Origin of the sequence: Streptomyces sp. NPDC058683 (assembly GCF_042716195.1) — a bacterium.
Classification (GTDB): Bacteria; Actinomycetota; Actinomycetes; order Streptomycetales; family Streptomycetaceae; genus Streptomyces.
Genome location: NZ_JBHXSK010000043.1, coordinates 68,966 through 92,106 on the forward strand (window position 1 = coordinate 68,966; position 23,141 = coordinate 92,106).

Sequence of the window (23,141 nt, forward strand, 5' to 3'; positions counted from 1 at the left end):
CCCGGGCGACGGCGTGACCGCGAACGAGCCGTCCGAGCCCTCCGCACAGGACGGCCACCCGCGCCTGAAGCACCTCAAGGACCAGCTGACCGAGCACCACCGCCGGACCAAGGCCGAGCGCGAGGAAGCCGAGCTGGAGGAGGCCATCGAGACGGCGGCCTTCGACATGGGGACCGACATCGCGCACCCCGCCCCCGACCACGCGGAAGCCGGATACGACATCGACACGGACATCGGCGTCGACCCGCGCTGACCGCCCGCCTCAGACCTCGCAGAGCCGACAAGGAAATCTCATGACCGACTCCACACCCACCGTCGTCCTCGTGCACGGTGCCTTCGCCGACGCGTCCAGCTTCGCCCGGGTCATCCCCGAACTGCTGGCCGACGGCCTGAAGGTGCTCGCCCCGGCCGTGCCCAACCGCAGCCTCACCGGCGACGCCGCCTACATCGCCTCGGTCGTCCGCGCCATACCCGGTCCCGTCGTCCTGGTGGGCCACTCCTACGGCGGTGCCGTCATCACCGTCGCGGGCGCCGAGGACAACGTGCAGGCCCTGGTCTACCTGGCCGGTTACGCCCTGGAGGAGGGCGAGAGCCTCGGCGAACTGCAGGGCCGGTTCCCGGACTCCGAGCTCGCCTCGGCCCTGGTGTACACGCCGTTCCCGGTCGAGGGCTCGGACGAGCCCGGCACCGACGTGACCGTCGAGATCGACAGGTTCCCCGCGATCTTCGCCGCGGACGTGGACCCGGACCTCGCTCAGGTGCTCGCCGTCTCCCAGCGCCCGCTGGCCGGCGCGGCCTTCGCCGAGGCGGCCCCGGTCGCGGCCTGGAAGACCAAGCCGTCCTGGGGCCTGGTGTCGTCCTCGGACCACACCATCAACCCCGACGTCGAGCGCTACGGCTATGAGCGCGCCGGCATGACCACGGTCGAGGTCGACTCGTCCCACCTGGTCATGCTCGCGCACCCCAAGAAGGTCGCGGACCTGATCCGCGAGGCCGTCCGCAGCGTCACCGCCTGACCGGCGAAGGAGAAACACATGAGACAGCTGTCCCGACCGAGAACGAGACGCGGGCGCGTGCTCGCCGCGTCCTGCATGCTCGCAGCAGCCGCCGCCTTGTTCGCCTCGACCTCGCAGGTGACCGCGGCGCCGGCCGCCGCCGCGACGGACACCGGCAAGAAGCCGACGATCGTGCTGGTGCACGGCGCGTGGGCCGACGCCTCCAGCTGGAACGCGGTCATGGGCCGTCTCCAGCGCGCCGGTTACACCGTCTACGCCCCGCCGAACCCGCTGCGCGGGGTCGCCTCCGACGCCCAGACCCTGGCGTCGTTCCTGGCGACCGTCCCCGGCCCGGTGGTCCTGGTCGGCCACTCCTACGGCGGCTTCGTCATCACCAACGCGGCGACGAAGAGCGACAACGTGAAGGCGCTCGTCTACGACGACGCGTACATTCCCGCCGCGGGCGAGACCGTCTTCCAGATCAACGCGGCCGAGCCCGGTTCGTGCGTCACGGCCGATCCGTCGACGTTCCTGAACCTGGTTCCCTACCCGGGCGGACCGTCCGGCGACGCCGACGCGTACCTCAAGTGGGACGCGAACGGCGCCTACCAGGGCTTCCAGGGCTGCTTCGCCAACGGTGTGCCCACCGCCCAGGCGCGTCTCCTCGCGGCGGGCCAGCGCCCCTTCGCGGTCAGCGCGGGTTCGCAACCCTCCGGCGCCCCGGCGTGGAAGTCCCTTCCGTCCTGGGCCGTGGTGGGCACCATCGACCATGTCATCGTGCCGGCCGAGCAACTGGCGATGGCCCGGCGCGCGGGCGCGCACGTCACCGAGGTGAAGGCGGGCCACCTGTCCCTGGTCACCCGCCCCGACGTGGTCACCCGCGTCATCACGGAGGCGGCCGACTCCGTCGGCTGACCCGTCCGCCACGCCCGGTCGGTGTGATCACCTCCCGGGCTTCCCCACGGAGCAGACGGCCCGCCCCGCGAGGGTGGTGCCGAGCGGGCCGCGCACCGGTCGACACCGGGGCGCGGCCCGTCCGCATGCAGGCACATGCCATGCGGACAGCGGCGACGAGCGTACGAGCACGGATGCGATCCCCCGGGGACCTGGGCGGCCCTCGCCGCGGTGACGGGAGTGTGCCGGGCGCTGCCGTTCGTCGTCGGCGGTGACGGCGGTGACGATCCCCGCCCGCCGTGGGCGGCCGAGGCCCGGCGTCGTAGAGGACGTCCAGCACGTACAGGGAGTCGCGCGGGGTACCGGCCACCACCTACCCGCCCAGCCCCGCCGCTTGGTCGTTGATCACGTTCAGCCGGGTGGCGCCGCCCCGGCGCCCGAAGTACTTCGGGTTCGGCCGGGTGTACACCGACGGCACGGGCACGACGAACCGCATGCCGTCCACCGATGCGACCAGACCGCCGCCCCACGCCTGCGCGAGCGGGATCGACGCCTGGCAATCGATCACGAGGCGTTCGCGGCCCCGATGACCGGGGTGTAGCCGATCCACCGCTCCCGCAGCTGGCGCAGGGAGGCCGGTTCCGGCTCCAGCGTGGCGACGTGCAGACGGTCATCGTCGTCGAACACGATCTGCGAGTTCGCCGGCACCCGCGCGGCGAGGTACGCGGCGACCTCCGCCGGCACCTGCCGCGGGTCCGGCATGAACCGGCCCAGGTAGCGCACGCTCGTCAGCTGGACTGCGAAGCCGAGCCGGTGGTGCGAGCGCCGTTTGGCCTGCACTTTCTCCAGCTCCGCACGTGACGGCGCTCCGTTGAACGCCGCGTACTGGGCTGCCTGTTGAACCGACAGAAAGTCGACCGCCACCAGGTCCTCCGAAGATCGACAACATCGACCCACGAAGGCTGTGCCGCACGATCAGCCCAGGTCAAAGCGCGAATCGGAGTGCCGCAAGATTCATTTCAGTGGAGGTCTCAGTACCGCACGGGAGATTTCAGCGCGTTACCAAGGGGCACCACCGTGGTGGCGCGGCAACGTGCGGTATGGCTGGAGTCGCTCAGCCCTGCGTGTGGCGCTCGTCGGTGGTGATCTGCGGGTTGCTGTTGGCCCCGCGCGTGCGCTCGTAGTGACGGGCGACTCTGACCCGGTTGCCGCACACGTTGGCAGCGCACCATGTCCGCCGCTTGTTCGCGGCGAGGAACAGCATCGAGCAGGACGGATTCGCGCAGCGACGCAGGGTGGCCAGTCGCGCGGGTGAGGCGAACAGTTCGATGGTCTCGCGGGCAACAGCGGCGAGGGCGGCGTTGCCACCCTGCTCTGTGTGCCAGCGGGTCTGCATGGTGGTGCCGGTCTGGGACCTGACCATGCGCGGGCTCGTGGGCACGGTCGCAGCAGCCGCGTTGATGTCCTCGACAGAGGTGTCCTGAGGGGGGCGGCCGGCCAGGTGGGCGTCGAATACGTCACGGATCGCGGCCCGAAGCGTTCGGGTGGCCTCAAGGCTGGGGGTGGGGCCCTCGGGGAGCCGCGATGCCTGCAACGCCCACCAGGTCGCGCTGGCGGCCGGCGAGTCCATCAGATCGACGGGTGGTTGGGCGGCGAGCATCAGGGTGTCCGCAAGGTCGAGGGCGGCCAGGGGTTCGCCGCCCATCGGGAAGTCGGCGCGCTGCATGTCTTCAAGGCGGGGCCGGTTCGTCATGAACCCCATGTTAGCCATTAGCCCGCTCTGTCTCGCTGCGGGACGGGCCCCGGAAACCGCATGCCCCAATGGGCATAACCGACGCGTTGCCATCAGCGAGCTAACGTGTATAGCCTTGTCGTATCCATTAGGTCGACGTGGTGGCCAGAGTCGTCAGAGGCAGCTGGCCCACGTCCGGCAGGTGAGGAACGAAGCATGTCCGCCACACGCATCAACGTCGTGCTCGTGCACGGCGCCTGGGCCGACGGATCGAGCTGGAGGAAGGTGATCGGCCCGCTCAGGGCCAACGGCTGCAACGTCTCCGCCGCGCCCTTGCCGCTGACCTCGTTGGCCGACGACGTTGCGGCGCTCGATCGTGTTCTGGAACGGCTTGAGGGCCCCGTCGTCCTGGTCGGCCACGCATATGGCGGCGCGGTCATCGCGGCGACCCGCGTCCCGAAGGTCGCCTCGCTGGTCTACGTCGCAGCACTTGCGCCCGACGAGGGGGAGTCCGCCGGCGACGTGTTCCACCGAGGTCAGCCGCATCCCAAGAGGCCGCAGCTCGAGCCCGACTCCCACGGGCTGGTCTGGCTGCGCGACGAGGACTTCGGCAATGCCTTCGCGCAGAACGCCTCTTCCGAGGAGCAGGCGGTCCTGGCCGCCGTGCAGCGTCCCATCGCTGTGTCCGGTATCGGCGCCCCGATGGAGCGGCCCTTGTGGAAGGACCGCCCGAGCTGGTCCCTCATCGCCGAGGAAGACCGAATGATCGCCCCGGACACTCAGCGCTTCATGGCCGAGCGGATGGGCGCCCGCGCCCGGACCCGACCGGTCGACCACACGCCGCAGGTCACCGCACCCGGGGACGTCGTGGACATCATCCTCGACGCCGTGCGCGACGTGGCGGCAACCCGGCAGCGGCCCGTCTCGAACCAGCCCGAAGGAGAGGCATCATGACCGCGATTGCCCATCGAACCACCGATGCGAACGGCCTGAAGGTCCTCTAGCGTGCGGCAGGGGCCTCGGATGCCCCGAAGCTGCTCCTGCTGCACGGTTTCCCCAGCTCCGGCCGCCTGCTCCGGGACCTCGTCCCGCAGCCGGCCGGCCGCTACCACCTCATCGCACCCGATCTGCCCAGTTTCGGGCAGTCCGACATGCCGCACCGTGACAGCTTCACCTGCACCTTCGAAGCCCTTACGGACATCACGAGTGGCTGACACTGCTCGAAGGTGTCGATGAGCGGCACCGCACCGGGTTCGGCACACGCGGACGCGGCGGCTTCTTCGAGGCGCCTCGGATCGGCGTCGAGGAACCGTGCGTCCATGTGCACTGCGCGGCGGCCGACGAGCTCCGCCTGCCGGGCGGCGTGGCGCACCAGCGAGCACTTGCCGGTGCCGCCGGGGCCGTGGAGCTGGGCCACGAGCGGAGCGTCCGCCGGGCCCGACAGCATCCGGTCGAGCACCGCCCGCTCCGGCTCCCGGCCCGCCCGCTCCGGCTCCCGGCCCACCAGCACCGGCTCGTGCCTCGGCCGGCCGGCTTGCCAGTCCCGTCGCACCCGATCCGGACTCCGGAGAGACCGTTCGGCGGCGCTTGCGTGCTCGCATGTACGCAGCGCCGACTCGACGTCGTCCGGACGCCGGCCACAGTCCCTGTCCTCGGCGTAGCTCGCCGCTTGAAACCGGCCCCAGGTCGAGCGGGACGTGCCGGCGCTACCTTCTGCGTGGGCTGAGTCCAGTCCTTATGCTCCGCCTTTGCGGCGGCGAGGCCCGGCCGAGCGAGGCGGCGTCGAGCGCATGTGGTCGCGCACCGGCGCCAGCAGGGAGGCGAGGGTTTTGACGTCGTCGCGCGAGAGCGGCTCGAACAGCAGCCCGCTGACCACCTCGATGTGACCGGGCAGTACCTGCGCGAGCAGCGCGCGCCCGGCATCGGTGATGGTGACCGTGATGCTCCGCTCGTCGTCCGGAGAAGGGGCGCGCACGACCAGGCCCGCCTTCTCGAGCGAAGCAGCCTGGTAGGTCAGGCCGCTGCGGCTGTAGACGACCCCGTCCGCCAGGTCGGTCATGCGGTGACTGCCCGTCGGCGAGTCGCCGAGCCGGGCCAGCAGCTGGAACTGCACGTAGCTGAGATGGCCGGCCTCGCGCAGCTGCTGTTCGACCGCGTGCCGCAGCAGGCTGGTCACCTCGATGAGGTCGAAATAGGCGCCGAGCTGCACGGGGTCGAGCGAAGGCGGCGAATCAGGCATGACCGAAGTCTACTGCTTCGAATTCGAAGAGTGTGGTCTGCCGCCGTTCGAGCCGCTGCAAACGCACGGTGTGGGCAGCCCTGGGCCCGACTGAGCACCGCAGAACGTGGAGGCCGGGCAGTGGTGTGGCGCAGGGGTGCGGTCAGGAGGACGGCGCCGCACGCATTGACCAAGCCGCCGCCGAGCTCGTCGCGCCGATGAGGGCGGACCGGCGGTGACGGACGCCGCTTGCTTCGAATTCGAAGCAGCAGTAGTGTGCTCCTAGTTGCTTCGAGTTCGAAGCAATCACCTTGAAGTGAAAGCGAGACTCTGATGAAGGCAGTGCGTTTCCACGAGTACGGCGACCCCGACGTCCTGCGCTTCGAGGACGTGGAGCAGCCCGTCCCCGGGGTCGGTGAGGTCCGGATCCGCGTCGCCGGGACGTCGTTCAACTCCGTGGACGGCAACATCCGTGGCGGCTTCATGCGCGGCCCCATCCCGGTGGTGCTGCCCCACACCCCCGGTCTCGACGTCGCCGGCACGGTCGAAGCGCTCGGTGAGGGCGTGAACGGCCTCGAGGTCGGTGACGATGTCGTCGGCTTCCTGCCGATGGACGGCAATGGAGCCGCCGCGGAGTACGTTCTCGCGCCGGCCGAGGTCCTGACCCCGGCGCCCAAGAGCGTCCCCTTGACCGACGCCGCCGCGCTGCCGGTGGTGGGCCTGACCGCGTACCAGGCGCTGTTCGACCACGGCAAGCTGACGGCCGGGCAACGCGTGCTGGTCAACGGCGCCGGCGGTGCGGTCGGCGGCTACGCCGTGCAGCTGGCCAAGAACGCCGGTGCCCACGTCATCGCCACAGCCAGCCACCGCAGCAGCGAGGCGGTCAGGTCCGCCGGCGCCGACGAAGTCATCGACCACACCACCACCAGCGTGACCACGGCAGTGACCGAACCGGTCGACATCGCACTCAACCTCGCACCGGTCGACCCCGCCGAGCTGGCCACGTTGGTCACCCTGGTCCGTCCCGGCGGGGTCGTCGTGAACACCACGGTGTGGATGCCCGCCCCCAGCGACGAGGAGCGCGGCGTGCGGGGCATCGACCTGTTCGTCCGCAGCGACGCCGAGCAGCTGGCGCAGCTGGTGGCGTCGATCGACCGCGGCGAGCTGCGCGTCGACGTCGCCGAGCGGGTGCCGCTGGCCGAGCTGTCGGCGCTGCACGCGCGAGCCGCCGAGGGCGCGGTGCACGGCAAGGTCATCGTCGTCCCGTCCGCGGAATGACGCCGATCCTCCACCGAGAGGAAGAGACCACGGCACTCAGTCTGGATCCCGAAATCGCCATCGCGCCGGCCCCGACCGCCGGTGCGATGGCGGACGCGATACCACCGGCCGTGGGCGATATCGCGGCGCCCCGCGCCATGTGGGAGCCGGTCCTTGGCGACGCGGGAACGGCCCAGCCGATCCATCCCGGCCGACGTCAAGACCGGCGAGCACCATGCGACCGCCGGCGACGGCGCGCAGATCAAGATGCGCTGGTACGTCAAGGCCGGGGCGACGTCGGGCTCGGCCGTGCTGGGTGAGCTCCGTCAGGAGGAGACGGCCACCTGACGGCCGAGGTCGTGCTCGACGCCCTCCGGCCGCTGGAGGCCGCCGTCGAAGAGCCGCTTGACGCGGTGGGCGTTCTCCGGGCGGCCGGAGGTGCGGAAGAAGGCTGCCAGCGCCGTCCCGAACTCCTCGGCGGATGGCGTATCACCTGACCCCCGCCGGGCGTGAGCTCATGGTGGTCGTCGGTGCCCTGCAGCAGTGGGGCGACCAGCACCGTCCGCACCCCGACGGTCCGCTGGTGCGCCGGAGCAGCAGGACGAGCGGCCGCGCCCTGCGGGTCGCCTTCGTCGACGACGAAGGGAGGGAGGCGCCGCTCGATGACGTCGACCTGAGCGCACCGGTCACGGCGGCGTAGTCGTCGAGGGTGCAGTCGGTGAACGGCTTGGCGGCGCAGATGCCCGCGTCGTCGGAGTGGGCGATGGTGCGTGGGGTGGCGACGACGGCGTAGCCCAGCTTGCGGTGCGCATCGGCAAGGCCGGCGCAGGAGGGCGCATCGACTGGGAGTACGGGTACTTCCTCGTCCGCGCCCCTGTGACCGCCTCCGTCACTGAGACGACCGTGCGGGCCGGGCTCCGCCGGATGGCCGAGCAGAACAATGAGATCGCCAAGCGGATTACCGGGCTCGGCCAGTACTGACCCCGGCGCCGTCGTACAGAAGGTGCAACTGCCGCGCCAGGCCCTCGGCGTCGGTGACGTCGGCCTCCCGCGCCAGGTCCGGCCGCATAAACTGCGCCGTGGGTCCGGTCTGTTGGCGGTGCCGACGTCCCCCGGGTCCCACCTGCCGGGTGGTCCGGGTGACCGTGAAGGCCGCCGTGGCGGTCAGCGGCGGGCGCCGGTTCCGTGGACGCCGTACTGGTCGATCAGCGTGAGTTCCTCGTCCGTCAGCGGTGGGAAGTCCAGCGCCTTGAGGTTGTGGTCCAGCTGCCACGTGGAGCTCGCGCCGATGAGCGCGCTGGTCACCTGGGGTTGTCGCAGAACCCACTGCAACGCGAGCTGCGCCAGTGACTGACCCCGTCGCCGGGCGATCTCGTCGAGCGCCGTCGCGCGTTCGCGGTAGGTGTCGTCGATGGCCTCGGGCGACAGGAAGGCGCTGTCACGGGCGCGGGCGCCCGGGGGGATCGTCCCGTCGAGGTACTTGTCGGTCAGCAGGCCCTGGGCGAGCGGACTGTAGACCACGAGGCCGAAGCCGTCCTCGGCGGCGAGTTCGAGCAGGCCGTCGAGTTCCGGGCGACGGTCGAAGATCGAGTAACGGGGCTGATGGACCAGCAGCGGGACCCCGGCCCGGCGGAGCAACTCCGCCGCCTCGTGGGCCCGTTCGGCGGTGTAGTTGGAGATGCCTGCGTAGAGCGCCTTTCCGGACCGGACCGCACTCGCCAGGGCGCCGACGGTCTCCTCCAGCGGGGTGTCGAGGTCGGGGCTGTGGCTGTAGAAGATGTCGACGTAGTCGGTGCCGAGATCGCGCAGGCTGTGGTCGAGCGAGGCCAGGAGCGACTTGCGGGAACCGCCCCTGAGGTAGGGACTCGGACCGAGTGGGTTGCCGGCCTTGGTCGACAGGACGAGTTCGTCCCGGTAGGGCGCGAGGTCCTTTCGGAGCACCGTGCCGAAGAACTTCTCGGCGGCGCGCGGCGGCGGACCGTAGCGGTTGGCGTTGTCGAAGTGGGTGATGCCGAGGTCGAAGGCGTGCAGCACTATCTCGCGCTGGGTCGCGTAGGAGCGGTCCGTCCCGAACTTCTGCCAGAGGCCGAACGAGAAGGCGGGGAGTTCGAGGCCGGAGTCGCCGGCCCTGCGGTAGCTGCCGAGCTTTTCGTAGCGGTCGTCGGCCGCTCGATGGGAGGGGGCGCCAAATGCCATGCGGGGAAGGTCCGTCCAGGCGAGGGATCGGGGGGCAGGGCACATCCAATCAGGCAGGAAACGGCCGGCGGCCTTCGGCTCCGCACCGGCCGTGCGGCGGCGGATCGGCGCATTGACATTCCGATCGATCACTCGGAGACTCGATCGCATGCCCGAGGTCCTGATGCTCACCAGCGAGCGATGCGTCGACCTCGTACGGGTGTCCAGCGCCCAGTGTTGACCCTCTGGTCCCCTTCGCCAGTCCACTGTCGCGTGCTGCCGCGTCCGCTCCGACCCGCGAGGACGTGAGTCCCGCTGCCCCGGGTGCTCGACGCCGATCCGTGCACAGTGCCTGAGACGGCGTGCCCCTGCCTGCCTTCTGACAGCCGCCACCCCGCACAGTGATCGGAAGCATGATGAGCCCGGAATTCCTCTGGTACATCCCCAACACCGTCGAGCCGGGACATCGCGGTGACGACACGACGACCGGCTGGGGCTCCGTCGAGTACTCCACCGGACTCGCCCGTGCGGCCGAGGAACACGGGTGGGGCGGCGCACTCCTGGGAACGGGATGGGGCCGCCCGGACACCTTCACCGTCGCCACCGCGCTGGCCGCCCGGACCACCACCTTCAAGCCCTTGATCGCGATCCGCCCCGGCTACTGGCAGCCGGCTCACTTCGCCAGTGCGGCGGCGACCCTCGACCAGCTCAGCCGCGGCCGGGTCCTGGTCAACATCGTCAGCGGACTGGACAACCTCGCCGCGTACGGGGACACCCGCAGCGATCCCGCACAACGCTACGACCGCACCCGGGAGTTCCTCCATCTCGTACGACGCCTGTGGACCGAGGAGGACGTGACGTTCGACGGCGAACACTTCCAGGTCGGCCGGTCCACGGCGGCCCCACGCCCGTACGTGACCGGTACGAGAGCGCATCCGACGCTCTACTTCGGCGGTGCGTCCGAGGCCGCCGAGCGGGTGTCGGCGGCGGAGGCGGACGTCCAGCTCTTCTGGGGCGAACCGCTCGACGGACTCGCCGGACGGATCGACCGGCTCAAGGCGTTGAGCGAGCAGGTGGGCCGCAGGCACAAGCCGCTGGAGTTCGGGCTGCGGATCACCACGCTGGTGCGCGACACCACGGAGGAGGCGTGGCGCGCGGCGGAGGAGCGGGTCGCGAGGATGGCGGCGGACGAGGGGAAGGAGCTGACCTGGGCGGGGGACCGCAGGACCGCTGTCGGACAGCGGCGGCTCTTCGACCTCGCCGCGCGGGGCGAGGTGCTCGACACCTGCCTGTACACCACGCCCGGCAGGTTCGGCGGCGGGGGAGCGGGGACCACCTGGCTGGTCGGCTCCGCCGCCGACGTGGCCACGGCGCTGGACAACTACCGCAAGCTCGGCATCACCCACTTCGTCCTCTCCGACACCCCCTACCAGCAGGAGATCAGCCGCATCGGTGACCAACTGCTGCCCCGGCTGAGGTGACCACACGGTGGTGCGTCGCCTTCGCCTGCTCGTTTCCCTCCAGGGCCCGCCGCGGGTAGCCGGCCGGCTGACCGTACGTCCCGGCATCACCAGAAGAGGCCGCCGCACCGGGGAAAGCCGTCACCCCCGGATGCCACCGACATCGATGAGAACGGACGCGTAGTGAGCGCAAAGCAGCCCAGAACACTGAAGACCGTGACCGGAGCCGGTGGCACGTCGGAGACGTACGACCTGGCGATCGACCCGACCCGATCCACTCTGGACACCGCCGTGCGGGTGGCGAAGCTCGCCGAGGCGGCAAGGTTCGACGCGCTGTTCACCGCCGACCTGCTCAGGTTCGACGCCCAGGGCGCGATCGGATCGCAGGAGCCGCTGGTCTTCGTCTCCGCGCTGAGCCAGGTGACCAAGCGGATCGGCCTGATCGCGACGGTGTCGAGCACCTTCCACCACCCGTTCAACCTGGCCCGGCTCTTCGGCACCCTCGATCACGTCAGCAACGGGCGCGCCGCCTGGAACCTGGTGACCTCCTCGATCGGTGAGGAGAACTTCGGCGCCGGCGAACTGCCCAGCCCGGAGGAGCGCTACGCGCGCGCCGCGGAGACGCTGGACGTGGTCAACGCGCTGTGGGACAGCTGGGAACCCGGCGCGCTGACGGCCGGTGCGGACGGGAAGGCGGTGCTGCGGCGCGACCGGGTGCACCCGGTCCGGCACTCCGGCCGGTTCTTCACCGTGACCGGTCCGCTGAACATCCCGCCGCTGCCGCAGCGGCGCCCGGTGCAGATACAGGCCGGGCAGTCCGCGGCGGGGACGGCGCTGGGCGCCCGCTACGCGGAGATCGTGTTCACGTCGCTGCCGACCCTCGACCACGCTCTGGACTTCACCCGGAAGATCCGCGACCAGGCCCGGAGCCTGGGACGGGCCGACGGACTGCCACTGATCTTCAGCTCGTTCCACGCCACGTACGGCGCCACCGAGGCGGAGGCGAAGCGGCTCGTACGCGAGAAGCGGGAGTCGATCGACTTCGAACGCGGCCGTGCCCAGCTGGCCGACATGCTCGGCGGCGGAGTCGACCTGTCGGAGCTCCCGCTCGACGCGACGCTGCCGGAGAGCCTGCTGCCCGACGTGGCGTCGGTCAACCGCCGCCGTGGCCGGGTCGACATCTTCACCGGCTACGCGCGGCAGGGCTACACGCTGCGGGAGCTCGTCATCGCGGCGCAGGACACCGGACACTGGGCCGCCGCGGGAACACCCGAGCAACTCGCCGACGCCGTCGAGGAACGCTTCCGCGCAGGCGTCCTGGACGTGATCTCGCTGGGCGGACTCGCGGACCCGCACCAGTACGACTTCGTCGTCAACGGCCTCCTGCACGAGCTGCGCAGACGAAAGATCGTCGCCGCCGACTACACCGGCACCACGCTCCGCGAGAACCTCGGACTCGAACTGCCGGCCCGCGACACCGCACCCGTCCGGGGCTGACCCGGGCCGCGGGCAGCCGTGGGGAGCCGACAAAGGGCTCCGGCCCTTCTACCGGACTACGACAGCCGGTCCGGGGCGGAGTGGGCCAGACCCGTCCGGTAGGCGATGACGACGAGTTGCGCCCGGTCGCGGGCCTCCAGCTTCGTCATGGCGCGCTGCACGTGGGCGCGGACGGTGAAGGGGCTGAGGAACATCCGCTCGGCGATCTCCTGGTTGGACAGGCCGGTCGCGACCAGAGCCACCATCTCGCGTTCGCGCGGGGTGAGTACGGCGAGCCGTTCGGCGTGCTGCGTCGGGGCGTCGTCCGGTGTGGCCAGGAAACGGGCGACCAGGGAGCGTGTCGCGGCGGGGGACAGAAGGGTATCGCCGGCGGCGATCGTACGCACGGCGTCCAGCAGGTCCTCGGCCCCGATGCCCTTGCCGATGAATCCGCCGGCCCCCGCGCGCAGCGCCTGGGCGACGTACTCGTCGGTCTCGTACGTGGTGAGGATCAGGATGCGGCTGGCCCGCAGTTCCGGATCCGCGCAGATCTCCGACGTGGCGGCGAGACCGTCCACCTCGGGCATGCGGATGTCCATGACCACCACGTCCGGGCGCAGTTCCCGGGTGAGCCGCACCGCCTCCCTGCCGTCGCCGGCCTCGCCGACCACGGTGATGTCGTCGGCGCTGTCGAGAAGCAGCCGGAAGGCGCCGCGCAGCAGGGCCTGATCGTCCGCGAGCAGCACCCGGAGCGTCACGCCGCGCCCCCGGCCGCTGCGTCGTCCGCCCGTCCGCCGACTGTCGTTCCGTCAGTCATCCGCGCTCCGATCGTTGTTGCTCCGTCAGGCCTCCGCGCCGTGTCCCTGGCGGGCGGGAGGGGCAGCTGGGCGGAGACCAGGAAGCCGCCCTCCGGGCGCATGCCCGCGGAGAGGTGTCCCCCGACCGCGGTGGCACGTTCACGCATCCCGATCAGCCCGTAACCGGGCGGACGGTCCGGCCCCGTGGATACGGCCGGCCCCGTGGATACGGCCGGCCCCGTGGACGCGGTCGGCGCCGCACGGGCGGCCCCTCCGTCGTCGGCCACGGTGAGGGTCACGCGATCGCGGTTCCAGGCGAGGCCCACCCGGGCGCTACCCGTACCGGCGTGCTTGGTCACGTTGGTCAGGGCCTCCTGGACGATGCGGTAGGCGGTGAGGTCCACTCCCGGCGGCAGCGGCCTGGCCGTGCCCTCCTGGTGCACCGACACTTCCAGACCCGCGCGGCGGAACGACTCGAGGAGCGTGGGCAGCCGGGAAAGGCCGGGCGCCGGCTCGACCGGCTGGGCCGTGTCCCCGGACTGACGCAGCAGACCGACCGTGGCCCGCAGTTCGTCGAGTGCGTGGCCGGTGGTCTCGACGAGTTCCTTCAGGCTCTTGCGGGTCTGCTCCGGACGGGCATCGAAGAGGTGGGCGGCGACCATGGCCTGCGCGTTGGCCAGGGTGATCTGATGGGCCACGAGGTCGTGCAGTTCACGGGCTATGCGTACGCGTTCCTCGGCCACTCTCCGGCGCGCCTCGCTGTCCCGGCTCTCCTCGGCCCGCCGGGCCCGCTCCTCCACGGCCGCCAGGTAGGCCCGTCGGTTCTGCACCGAGTGACCGAGCACCCCGGCCACCAGAGGGAACGCCGCCACCGCCGCCACCCTGCTCGCGTCCTGCCACGAGAGGGCTCCGAACAAGGGGGCGGAGGCGACCAGCAGCGCCGCGGAGATGAGCAACACGGCGCCCGCCGCACGCCGTTCGGTGCGCGCGGCGAGCGAGTACGAGTAGGCGGTGATCACGGCGGGGGCCACGACGAGCGGGCTCAGCAGGAGGCCCAAGGGCGGCCCCAGCACCCCGCCCGCGGTCGTGACCGCCATGGCGGCCAGGGGAGCCCGGTGCCGCACCGGCAGCACGGCACAGGACACCACGGCGATGAAGTAGGCGGCGGCGGTCGGCGGTGCCAGCCTGCTGCCGTCGTCCTGCACCGCGCCACCGAGCAGACAGAGCGCGAACGCCGTCGCCGTGATCGCCGTCTCCCGCCACCACGTGCCGCGTGGTCGCGGGCCACCGCCCCCCGGGTTCGTCATGGCCGGCTCAGTGCCGGTGCCGGCCGACGGGGAGCCGCGGCACCGCCGCGTCCGGGACGGTCGCGTCCGGCACGGTCGCGGAAGCCGGGACGTGCCCGCTCAGTTCCTCGCCCTCGATATCCACCTTCGGCAGCACACGGTCGAGGATACGGGGCAGCCACCAGGCCCGGTGGCCGAGCAGTGCCAGGACCGCGGGTGCGATCGCCATCCGGACCACGAAGGCGTCGAAGGCGACGGCGGCGGCCAGACCGACGCCCATCGTCTGGATGGTCGGGCTGCTCATCCCGACGAATCCGGCGAACACGCTGATCATGATGATCGCCGCCGCGGCCACCACACGTCCGCTGTGCCGGAAACCGCTGACGATCGCCTCGCCGGGGGACGCGCCGTGGACGTACGCCTCTCGCATCCGGGTGAGGAGGAAGACCTCGTAGTCCATGGCGAGGCCGAACACTATGCCGATGATGAGAATCGGCATCAGCGACATGACCGGCCCGGTCTGCTCGATGCCGAGCAGGTCTGCCGCCCAGCCCCACTGGAAGACTGCGACGAGAACGCCGAAAGCGGAACCCACCGACAGCAGAAAGCCCAGCGCGGCCTTGACCGGGACCAGGAGCGAGCGGAAGACCACCGTCAGCAGGATGACCGCCAGGCCGATGACCACGCTCAGATACGGGACGAGGGCGTCCGACATGGCTTCGGAGATGTCGATGTTCATCGCGGTGGTGCCGGTCACCAGGACGACGGCGCCCGTCTCGGCCTCGACACCGGAGACCGCACCCCGGATCGCGTGCACCAGGTCCTTGGTCTCGCCGCTGTTCGGCGCGGACCGCGGGACGGCGGTGAGGACGGCCGTGTCCTCGGCCCGGCTGAGAACCGGGTCCCCGACCGACGCGACCCCGTCCACCGCCCGTACGGTCTTGACGACCAGGTCCGTGGTGGCGCGGGTGTCTCCGGACTCCGACGTGTCCACGACCACGGTCAACGGGCCGTTGAAGCCGGGGCCGAAGCCTTCTGACAGCAGGTCGTAGGCGCGGCGCTGAGTGGTCTCCACCGACTTGGACTCGTCTCCGGGCAGCCCGAGTTCCAGGCTCAGGGCCGGTAGGGCGACGACCCCGAGACCGAGCCCGGCGATCAACAGCACCGCCACGGGCCGGCGCAGCACGAACCGCGCCCAGCGGGCACCGAGTCCGGGCCGGCCGGCCGCGGTGGGCACCGGACGAGGGCGCTCGCCTCCCGGCCGGGTGGCCTTGCGGACGGCGCGGGACAGTATCCGCCGGCCGAAGAAGCCGAACAGCGCGGGGACCAGGGTCAGTGCGACGAGTACGGCAAGGGCCACGGCGCCCGCGCCGCCCATGCCCATCTTGGCGAGTTCGGGGATTCCGACGACCTGCAGCCCGACCAGGGCGATGAAGACGGTCGCGCCGGCGAAGACGACGGCGGATCCGGCCGTGCCCACCGCCCGGCCGGCGGCCTCCTCCGGCTCACTGCCCCGGGCACGCTCGTCGCGGAAGCGGGAGGTGATGAAGAGCGCGTAGTCGATGCCGACCGCAAGCCCCAGCATCAGCGACAGGATGGCGACGGTGGACGTCAGCCCCAGCGGAACGGCCAGCGCGGAGACCAGGCCGAAGGCGGTGGCCACGCCCACGAGGGCGGTCAGCAGCGACAGTCCGGCCGCCACCAGTGAGCCGAGGGCGAGGACCAGTACCACCGCCGCCACCGCGACGCCGATGAGCTCCGTCGTACCGCCCGGCTCCTCCTCCGTGTCCAGCGCCGAGCCGCCGATCTCCACGGTCAACCCCGCGTCCCGGGCCCGGCTCGCGGCATCTTCAAGGGCGCTCTTCGTCGGCCCGGTCAGGTCGACGGCGTCCGCGGTGTAGGTGATCGTGGAGTAGGCGATGGTGCCGTCCTCGCTGACGGCGCCGGTCTCGTAGGGGTCAGTGGTCGACGCGACCTGATCGCCCCCGTCCAGCGAGCCGAGCGTGTCCTCGACGGCCGCCTTGTTCTCCCTGGCCGTCACCCGCTGCCCGTCCGGGGCCCGGAACACCAAGCGGGCCTCGGCACCCTGGGAGTTGCTCTGGGGGAAGCGCTCGTCGAGCAGGTCGAACGCCTTCTGCGACTCCGTGCCGGGCATGGCGAGGTCCTCCTCCTCTCCGCCTGGCGCCAGGGCGGCGGCGCCGACGGCCACTACCAGGACACCCAGCCACAGACCACCCACGAGCCGGCGTCGCCGGAAGGCCCACCGTCCGACCCGGTAAAGAAATGTCGCCACTTGTCGATCACTCCAGACACCGCGAGGCAAGGAAAACGCGTGAGATTCACGCGCCTCCCACGCTCCCCTCCGGCGCCCTGCCGGGCATCGTCCCCAGCCGCCGTCCTCCCCTGGTGCGACGGGACCAGCCACTCACGTGTCCTGGTGCCTGCGCACTACAGACCGTCCGGGGGGGACACTCCGGGCAGGCCGGAGCCCGGCCACCGGGCGCCCGGCACAGCATGCTGGGGTGGCCGTGGTCTCCGCGCAGGGGGACACGCCCGCCGGAAGTGGTCCCGCGGGGGCGCCGTTCGGCCCGCGTCCGGTCCGGGACGGATGCACTGGCAGATCGGACAGTGGCACAGGATGTCGTATGGCTTGCGGACGGTGTCCACCGATCGGACCGCACCCGGTACCGCCACCGTCGAGGCCGCGGGCAACCGGGGACACCACCGCGGGCGGGCCGTTCTCCGCGATGAGGCGCAGGATGTCGTGGCCGAAGCCCAGCCGCACGCGAGCGCACTCGACCCCGACATGCTTGCAGACGTCGGTGAGCACCTTCTGGACGGTCGACTGACGGCATGACTTCCCCCATTGTGCGTCTCCCCCGCCTTTCCAGCGGTCCTTGCACCGGAAATTGCCGGCGAATCGCGGCTCGCTTGTCCGGTCGCCGATCCGGGTGGCCGCCGCCCGTGCAACCAGGAATCCGTAGTTTGTTTTCCGTTTGTGCGCACAGGAAATCGTTCAATGAACTCCCTTGCTGCGCAGGTCATCGGCGCTTGAAGATGTCCCGACAGCGTCCGTGCCTGGGGAGGGGCTATGCGGCTTTCGCTCGGCGACTACGCGCGGCTGGCACGGGAACGACTGGACCAGCCTGTATGGGACTTCTTCGAAGGCGGCGCCGGCGAGGAGCGCACGCTGCGGGCCAACACGGCCGCTTTCGACCGGATACGGCTGCGTCCCTCGGTGCTGACCGGCGTCACCGGGCCGGAACTCCGGACCAAGATCCTCGGCCGTACCTGGTCCGTTCCCCTGGCCGTCGCCCCGACCGGCTACCAGACCCTGGCACATCCGGAGGGCGAGCTGGCCACCGTGCGGGCGGCGGGGCCGCGCGGTGTCCCGGTCGTCGTCAGCATGTTCGCCGGCCACAGCATCGAGAGCCTCGCGGCGGTGGCCACGGCACCGCTCTGGCTGCAGATCTACTGCCTGCGGGACCGTGCCACGACCCGGCAGCTCGTGGAGCGCGCCGAACGTGCCCGGTTCGAGGCGATCGTCCTCACCGTCGACACCCCTCACCTGGGCAGGCGGCTGCGTGACCTGCGCAACGGGTTCCGGTTGCCACCGGATGTCGGGCCTGCCAACCTGCACGGGGACGGTTTCGACAACCCGGCCGGTCACGCCCTGGCCCAGTTCGACCCGGCGCTGAACTGGGACGTCGTGCCGTGGCTGCGCTCGATCACCCGGCTGCCCATCGTGTTGAAGGGGATCCTCACCGCGGCGGACTCGGAGCGCGCGGTCTCCGCCGGGGTGGACGGAATCATCGTCTCCAACCACGGAGGACGCCAACTCGACGGCGCACCGGCGTCCTTGGAGGCGCTGCCCGAGGTCGTCGCCGCGGTGGCAGGCGCGTGCACGGTCCTGCTCGACGGCGGTGTGCGCCGGGGAGCCGACGTACTGGCAGCCCGGGCGACGGGCGCGGACGCCGTCCTTCTCGGCCGCCCCGTGCTGCACGGACTTGCGGTGGACGGCGAGGACGGAGTCGCGCGGGTGCTCGACCTGCTCATCGAAGAACTCGTTGACGCGATGACCCTCACCGGCATCGCCTCCGCGGCCGCGGTGCCGCCCGAACTGGTACGTCCCGCACGCCCCCGAGTGACCTCGCCCGAGGCCATCGGGCACACCGACTGAACGTGCCCCACCGAAGCGGAGAACCGAACTCTCACCACTGGAGCGGAAAGGGGAGACGCATGAGGCTCACGTGGAACGTCAAACGGATCATCCGAAGCAAGAATCGTATGTGGGGGTGGACCTTCCGATGACCATCGACAGTGTGCGGCGAGAGGTGCTGCCGGCACCGGTCCGAGCGGAGGCCGTCCCGACAGTCCGGGCGAGAATCGTCGGCGTGGGTACGGCGGTTCCGCCGCTCTCGTACTCGCAGCAGGAGGTGCTGGACGTCTTCGGCGTCACCGATCCCAAGGCGCGGGGAGTGTTCCTCAACAGTTCCATCGAGCGACGGCACCTGGTGCTGCCGCCCATCGGCGCCGACGGCCGTCCCGTCGGCGAACCGCAGGGAGACCTGCTCGACAAACACAAGAAGCACGCCGTGGAGTCGGGCATCCGCGCACTGGAGGAGTGTCTGAAACGGGCCGGCGCCGGTCTGTCCGACCTCCGTCACCTCTGCTGTGTCACCTCGACGGGATTTCTCACCCCGGGCCTGAGCGCTCTGATCATCCGTGAGCTGGGGATCGACCGACACTGCAGCCGGTCCGACATCGTCGGCATGGGCTGCAACGCGGGCCTGAACGCCCTGAACCTGGTAGCCGGCTGGTCGGTGGCCAATCCCGGCGAGCTGGGTGTCGTGTTGTGCTCCGAAGCCTGCTCGGCCGCCTACGCCATGGACACCAGCATGCGGACCGCAGTGGTCAACAGCCTCTTCGGCGACGGCGCCGCCGCGGTGGCCGTGGTCGCCGACGGCAACGCGTCCCGCACCACCCCGGGCGCCCTCGGCGACGACGGCCCCCGCATCCTACGGTTCGCCAGCTGCATCATCCCGGAGGCTGTGGACGCCATGCGCTACGACTGGGACCGGGACCTCAACAGGTTCAGCTTCTATCTCGATCCGCAGATCCCCTACGTCGTCGGTGCCCATGCCGAGATCGTCGTCGACCGGCTGCTGGCGGGGACCGGCCTGCTCCGCGGTGACATCAGCCACTGGCTGGTGCACTCGGGTGGCAAGAAGGTCATCGACGCGGTCGTCGTCAACCTCGGCTTGAGCCGCCATGACGTACGGCACACCACCGGGGTCCTGCGCGACTACGGCAACGTCTCCAGTGGATCGTTCCTCTTCTCCTACGAACGCCTGCTGAACGAGCGGGTGACCCGCCCCGGCGACTACGGGGTGCTCATGACCATGGGACCCGGGTCCACTTTGGAAACGGCGCTGGTCCAGTGGTGAGCGGCGTGAGCTTCGGCCTGGAGATCGACGGATCCGGGCACCTGACACCCGCCCTGGTCCGCGCGGTCGAAGCGGCCTGCGCCGAGGCGGAACGCGTGGGTTTCCTCGCCGTGTCGGTCACCGGCGTCCCGGACGGCCCGGGCACCTACGCCGATGTCGCCCAGGTCAGCAAGTGGGAACGGGCGCTGCGACGGCTCGAACGGCTGCCCGCGACGACGGTCTCGGTCGCCTCCGGCGCGGTCGGCGGACTCGCGCTCGATGCACTCCTCGCCACGGACTACCGCATCGCGACCCCCGACACACGGCTGGAGGTCTCCCCGAGCGAGGCCGACGCCTGGCCCGGCATGGCGCTGTACCGGCTCGTCCAGCAGGCCGGCATCGCACCGATCCGGCGGACGGTCCTGTTCGGGCACCCGCTGACGGCGGCGAAGGCCATGGAGCTGGGCCTGCTCGACGAGATCGCCGCCGTGGCTCCCGCCGCGCTGGCCGAGGCGGCCGCCGCGGCCGGACTCCGCTCCGGCCGCGAGCTGGCGATCAGACGGCAGCTCATGCGCGACGCGGCTACCACCAGCTTCGAAGAGGCCCTCGGCGCCCACCTGGCGGCATGTGACCGGATGCTCCGCCAGACCACCTCGGGAGCGGGCCGGTGACGGCGGAGGCATCCGCGGGGCAGGGCACGGACCTGCGCCGCGACCTGGACCGGATCGCCGACGCGGTCGCCTGCGCCGGGGAGTTCAACGCCTCGGACACGGAGTGGGCCCCGCGGCAGCGGACCGCGGACGCCACGACGGCGGACCGGGTCAGACGACTGCGGGTCGCGTTCATGGACCGGCACGCCGACGAGATCTACGACCGGCTCACCGACGGGCGGTCCACACGCCCCAGGCTCGCGGAACTGGTGGCCGCGGCGGCCGACACCTTCCCCGCGCTGGTGCCGCCCGCGTACCCCGCCGAGCTACGGGCCGACAGAGCCGACCGGGAGATCGACCAGGGCATCTTCCTGCGGGGTGTGCTGCGCTCTCCGGTCGCCGGCGGGCACCTGCTGATGTCCATGCTCCAGCCGACCGAACGCGCGCTGCGGCTGCTGCCGGCGTTCCGCAGGACCGGACTCGTGCAGACCACGTCGGTAGGGCTGGAGCGCCGCGACGGCGTGGCCCACCTGACCATGTGCCGGGACGACTGCCTGAACGCCGAGGACAACCTCCAGGTCGACGACATGGAGACCGCGGTCGACCTGGCCCTGCTCGATCCCGCCGTGCAGGTCGCCGTGGTGCGCGGCGGGACGATGACCCACCCCCGCCACCGGGGCAGGCGCGTCTTCAGCTCCGGCATCAACCTCAAGGCTCTGCACGCCGGGGAGATCTCTCTCGTCGACTTCCTGCTGCGGCGTGAACTCGGATACATCAGCAAGCTCGTCAGAGGGGTGCTCGTCGACCGGGACGACGCCTGGCGCTCGGCCACGGTCGAGAAGCCGTGGATCGCCGCCGTCGACACGTTCGCCATCGGTGGCGGCTGCCAGCTGCTGCCGGCGTTCGACCATGTGATCGCCGGTGCGGACGCCTATGTCAGCCTGCCCGCCGCTCAGGAGGGGATCATCCCGGGGGTGTCCAACCTGAGGCTCGGCCGGGTCGCCGGGGCACGTCTGGCCCGCCAGGTCATCCTCGGCGGCCGGCGGATCCGGGCGTCGGAGCCGGACGCGCGTCTGCTGATCGACGAGGTGGTGGAGCCCCACGAGATCGACGCGGCCGTCGACCGGGCGGCCGACGCGCTGCGCGCCCCGGCGGTGGTGCCGAACCGCAGAATGCTGAACCTCGCGGAAGAACCCCTTGAGGCGTTCCGCGTCTATGTCGCCGAGTTCGCTCTGCAACAGGCACTGCGGGTGCACGCCGAGGACGTGAGCGACAAGGCCGCCCGGTTCAGCGGCGCGTCATCCGCGTCCCCCTCTGCGAGCCCCTTGCGAACACAGCCGGTCGGGACGCCCGAACGGTCATCCGACACCACGCGAAAACCTGGAGGTACGCGATGAGGAGCCGTCAGGCCGACCCCACGGACGCGGGAACCGACGTCGGAGACGGCTCGCACGATCCCGTCATCGCCGTCGCCCGGCGCAGACTCGACGAACTGCGCACGGTCCGGGCCCCTGTCGACGACTTCCGGACCGCGGTGAGGGACCTGGTGGTCATCGCCTCCCCGTTCCGAGGCGGAACCACGCTGCTGACCGAGCTCCTCCGCGGTGCTCCGGACCTCCTGCACTTCCAGGCCGAGATGCAGCCCATCCTGCGCCTCGCCGGGTGGACCTACCCTGACAACGGGGCGGAATCCGAGCGGATCACCGGCCTCACCGGGGACATCGCGTTCCTCGAAAAGGAGTTGGGAAGCGACGTAGGCAACCCGGTACACGACTGGAACAGCGTCGACTGGTCGCGCTACGCCCAGGACGTCCTCTGGCGCTGGATCGTGCAGTGGCCCATGCAGCCGCTCACCCTGGTGGAGGTCGAGGACATGCTGGCGGAGGCCCTCGGCGAGCTGGCGGTCGACGGCCCGGGCCGGGGCGGTGATCCGGCGCGGGCGGTCGGCCTGGCCCTGCTGAGGATGCTGGCGAATCGCTACAAGGAGGTGAACCCCTACTACGCGGACGTGTCGCCGGCCGAGATCGGAACAATCCTCCCGGACCTGCCACGGCCGCACGGACCGCACGGCGACACGGTCATCGAGTTCGCGCCCCTGGCCGTCCCGAGACCGTGGCAGCACGCGACACGGCAGGACGTGGAGAGCAGGACGGTCATCACCAAGACACCCGTCAACGTCTACAAGATGGAGGCCCTGCGAGCGCTCTTCCCCGAGGCCCGCATCCGCGTTGTTCATCTCACCCGCAACCCGGGTGCCGCGATCAGCAGTTACCGCGAGGCATGGCTGTCGCCCTGGTTCTTCAACGCCAAGGTGAGCACACCGCTGGACATCGCCGGTTACACCGAGCCGGGCCGCCCGTGGAGCCGTGACTGGTGGAAACTCGACTTCCCGCCGGGCTGGCAGGACCTCGTCCGCTCCCCGCTCGAGGAGGTCTGCGCCAGACAGTGGTGTGCCTCGCACACGGCGATCTTCGAATATCTCGACCGGAACAAGGACATCGACGTGATCCGGCTCGCCTACGAAGACCTGATCGGTACCGAATCGGAGCGGACCCGGGCGATCGACCTCCTGGCGGACTGGCTCGGCACGGACCGTAAACACTTCCTGGAGCCGGCCGTGCGGGGCATGGCGCCCATGAACTCGATCACGCTGCCGAAGCGGGCGAAGTGGCACCGCAACTACGAGGTGCTGCGTCCCGTGCTGCACAGCGAGGACGTGATGTCGATGGCCGCCGACATGGGCTACCCGCGGGACCTCGCCGACTGGCCGTGATC

22 protein-coding genes and 2 pseudogenes are annotated in these 23,141 nt (G+C 71.0%); 16 read left to right on the plus strand and 8 right to left on the minus strand.

The genetic code is table 11. The annotated features are described in order from the left end of the window. The first annotated feature begins 13 nt into the window (after positions 1–13). Genes ACFWXC_RS37825 through ACFWXC_RS37835 form a run of 3 tightly spaced genes read left to right on the plus strand, consistent with a single transcriptional unit; the run spans position 14 to position 1,910 of the window. Positions 14–253, plus strand: coding sequence for a hypothetical protein (locus tag ACFWXC_RS37825; RefSeq protein ID WP_384486073.1), 240 nt, complete (start codon positions 14–16; stop codon positions 251–253). Between the two features lie 40 nt (positions 254–293). After that, the gene (locus ACFWXC_RS37830; protein WP_384486075.1) at positions 294–1,016 is read left to right on the plus strand and encodes an alpha/beta fold hydrolase; all 723 of its coding nucleotides are present in this window, start codon (positions 294–296) and stop codon (positions 1,014–1,016) included. A gap of 18 nt (positions 1,017–1,034) precedes the next feature. Continuing rightward, positions 1,035–1,910, plus strand: coding sequence for an alpha/beta fold hydrolase (locus tag ACFWXC_RS37835; RefSeq protein ID WP_384486077.1), 876 nt, complete (start codon positions 1,035–1,037; stop codon positions 1,908–1,910). A gap of 283 nt (positions 1,911–2,193) precedes the next feature. Here ACFWXC_RS37835 and ACFWXC_RS37840 read toward each other — a convergent pair. The 3 genes and pseudogenes from ACFWXC_RS37840 to ACFWXC_RS37850 form a co-directional block, all read right to left on the minus strand. Next, a pseudogene (locus ACFWXC_RS37840) lies at positions 2,194–2,609 on the minus strand (Tn3 family transposase); the annotation flags it as partial. A gap of 33 nt (positions 2,610–2,642) precedes the next feature. After that, positions 2,643–2,846: pseudogene (locus tag ACFWXC_RS37845) on the minus strand (DUF4158 domain-containing protein); the annotation flags it as partial. Positions 2,847–3,003: 157 nt separating this feature from the next. Next, on the minus strand, positions 3,004–3,642 hold the full coding sequence (locus tag ACFWXC_RS37850) for a CGNR zinc finger domain-containing protein (protein WP_384486079.1): 639 nt from the start codon (positions 3,640–3,642) through the stop codon (positions 3,004–3,006). A 195-nt stretch (positions 3,643–3,837) separates the two neighbouring features. Between ACFWXC_RS37850 and ACFWXC_RS37855 the strand changes: the two genes are divergently transcribed. Next, the gene (locus ACFWXC_RS37855; protein ID WP_384486081.1) at positions 3,838–4,575 is read left to right on the plus strand and encodes an alpha/beta fold hydrolase; all 738 of its coding nucleotides are present in this window, start codon (positions 3,838–3,840) and stop codon (positions 4,573–4,575) included. 116 nt (positions 4,576–4,691) lie between these two features. Further along, a complete protein-coding gene (locus ACFWXC_RS37860) occupies positions 4,692–4,835 on the plus strand; it encodes an alpha/beta fold hydrolase (RefSeq protein ID WP_384486133.1) in 144 nt (47 codons plus the stop codon). A gap of 521 nt (positions 4,836–5,356) precedes the next feature. Here the strand turns inward: ACFWXC_RS37860 and ACFWXC_RS37865 are convergent. Further along, positions 5,357–5,860, minus strand: a complete 504-nt coding sequence (locus ACFWXC_RS37865; RefSeq protein WP_384486083.1) for a MarR family winged helix-turn-helix transcriptional regulator — start codon at positions 5,858–5,860, stop codon at positions 5,357–5,359. A gap of 312 nt (positions 5,861–6,172) precedes the next feature. Between ACFWXC_RS37865 and ACFWXC_RS37870 the strand changes: the two genes are divergently transcribed. The 4 genes from ACFWXC_RS37870 (at position 6,173) to ACFWXC_RS37885 (ending at position 8,077) form a co-directional block, all read left to right on the plus strand. Further along, positions 6,173–7,117 (plus strand): NADP-dependent oxidoreductase, encoded by a 945-nt coding sequence (locus ACFWXC_RS37870; RefSeq protein ID WP_384486085.1) that lies wholly within the window; start codon positions 6,173–6,175, stop codon positions 7,115–7,117. A gap of 153 nt (positions 7,118–7,270) precedes the next feature. Next, positions 7,271–7,444: a hypothetical protein gene (locus ACFWXC_RS37875; protein WP_384486087.1), complete on the plus strand. Its 174-nt coding sequence runs from the start codon at positions 7,271–7,273 to the stop codon at positions 7,442–7,444. Between the two features lie 103 nt (positions 7,445–7,547). After that, positions 7,548–7,796, plus strand: a complete 249-nt coding sequence (locus ACFWXC_RS37880; RefSeq protein ID WP_384486135.1) for a winged helix-turn-helix transcriptional regulator — start codon at positions 7,548–7,550, stop codon at positions 7,794–7,796. A 104-nt stretch (positions 7,797–7,900) separates the two neighbouring features. Continuing rightward, complete coding sequence (locus tag ACFWXC_RS37885) at positions 7,901–8,077, plus strand: hypothetical protein (RefSeq protein ID WP_384486089.1); 177 nt, start codon at positions 7,901–7,903, stop codon at positions 8,075–8,077. Between the two features lie 183 nt (positions 8,078–8,260). Here the strand turns inward: ACFWXC_RS37885 and ACFWXC_RS37890 are convergent, their stop codons facing one another. Further along, the gene (locus ACFWXC_RS37890) at positions 8,261–9,292 is read right to left on the minus strand and encodes an aldo/keto reductase (protein ID WP_384486091.1); all 1,032 of its coding nucleotides are present in this window, start codon (positions 9,290–9,292) and stop codon (positions 8,261–8,263) included. Positions 9,293–9,684: 392 nt separating this feature from the next. On the opposite strand from ACFWXC_RS37890, the gene ACFWXC_RS37895 reads away from it, so the two are divergent. Both ACFWXC_RS37895 and ACFWXC_RS37900 read left to right on the plus strand, forming a co-directional pair. After that, a complete protein-coding gene (locus tag ACFWXC_RS37895) occupies positions 9,685–10,752 on the plus strand; it encodes an LLM class flavin-dependent oxidoreductase (protein ID WP_384486093.1) in 1,068 nt (355 codons plus the stop codon). 195 nt (positions 10,753–10,947) lie between these two features. Beyond that, positions 10,948–12,228 carry an NtaA/DmoA family FMN-dependent monooxygenase gene (locus ACFWXC_RS37900; protein ID WP_384486095.1) on the plus strand — a complete coding sequence of 427 codons (1,281 nt, stop codon included), beginning with the start codon at positions 10,948–10,950 and terminating at the stop codon, positions 12,226–12,228. Positions 12,229–12,284: 56 nt separating this feature from the next. Here the strand turns inward: ACFWXC_RS37900 and ACFWXC_RS37905 are convergent, their stop codons facing one another. From ACFWXC_RS37905 to ACFWXC_RS37915, 3 genes are read right to left on the minus strand one after another with little or no spacing between them, the layout of a single operon-like run. Then, positions 12,285–12,965 carry a response regulator gene (locus tag ACFWXC_RS37905; protein ID WP_384486097.1) on the minus strand — a complete coding sequence of 227 codons (681 nt, stop codon included), beginning with the start codon at positions 12,963–12,965 and terminating at the stop codon, positions 12,285–12,287. Next, positions 12,962–14,311, minus strand: coding sequence for a sensor histidine kinase (locus ACFWXC_RS37910; protein WP_384486099.1), 1,350 nt, complete (start codon positions 14,309–14,311; stop codon positions 12,962–12,964). Before ACFWXC_RS37910 ends, ACFWXC_RS37905 begins: the two co-directional genes overlap by 4 nt. 7 nt (positions 14,312–14,318) lie before the next feature. Further along, positions 14,319–16,583, minus strand: a complete 2,265-nt coding sequence (locus ACFWXC_RS37915) for an MMPL family transporter (RefSeq protein WP_384486101.1) — start codon at positions 16,581–16,583, stop codon at positions 14,319–14,321. A gap of 798 nt (positions 16,584–17,381) precedes the next feature. On the opposite strand from ACFWXC_RS37915, the gene ACFWXC_RS37920 reads away from it, so the two are divergent. From ACFWXC_RS37920 to ACFWXC_RS37940, 5 genes are all read left to right on the plus strand, one after another. Then, positions 17,382–18,470, plus strand: coding sequence for an alpha-hydroxy acid oxidase (locus tag ACFWXC_RS37920; protein WP_384486103.1), 1,089 nt, complete (start codon positions 17,382–17,384; stop codon positions 18,468–18,470). 127 nt (positions 18,471–18,597) lie between these two features. After that, positions 18,598–19,737, plus strand: a complete 1,140-nt coding sequence (gene dpgA / locus ACFWXC_RS37925; RefSeq protein WP_384486105.1) for a 3,5-dihydroxyphenylacetyl-CoA synthase DpgA — start codon at positions 18,598–18,600, stop codon at positions 19,735–19,737. A gap of 5 nt (positions 19,738–19,742) precedes the next feature. Next, positions 19,743–20,387, plus strand: a complete 645-nt coding sequence (gene dpgB, locus ACFWXC_RS37930; protein WP_384486107.1) for an enoyl-CoA-hydratase DpgB — start codon at positions 19,743–19,745, stop codon at positions 20,385–20,387. Between the two features lie 53 nt (positions 20,388–20,440). Next, entirely contained in the window at positions 20,441–21,763 is a 1,323-nt protein-coding gene (gene dpgC, locus ACFWXC_RS37935; protein WP_384486137.1) for a (3,5-dihydroxyphenyl)acetyl-CoA 1,2-dioxygenase DpgC, read from the plus strand. After that, entirely contained in the window at positions 21,760–23,139 is a 1,380-nt protein-coding gene (locus ACFWXC_RS37940) for a sulfotransferase (RefSeq protein ID WP_384486109.1), read from the plus strand. Before dpgC ends, ACFWXC_RS37940 begins: the two co-directional genes overlap by 4 nt. Positions 23,140–23,141 lie beyond the last annotated feature (2 nt).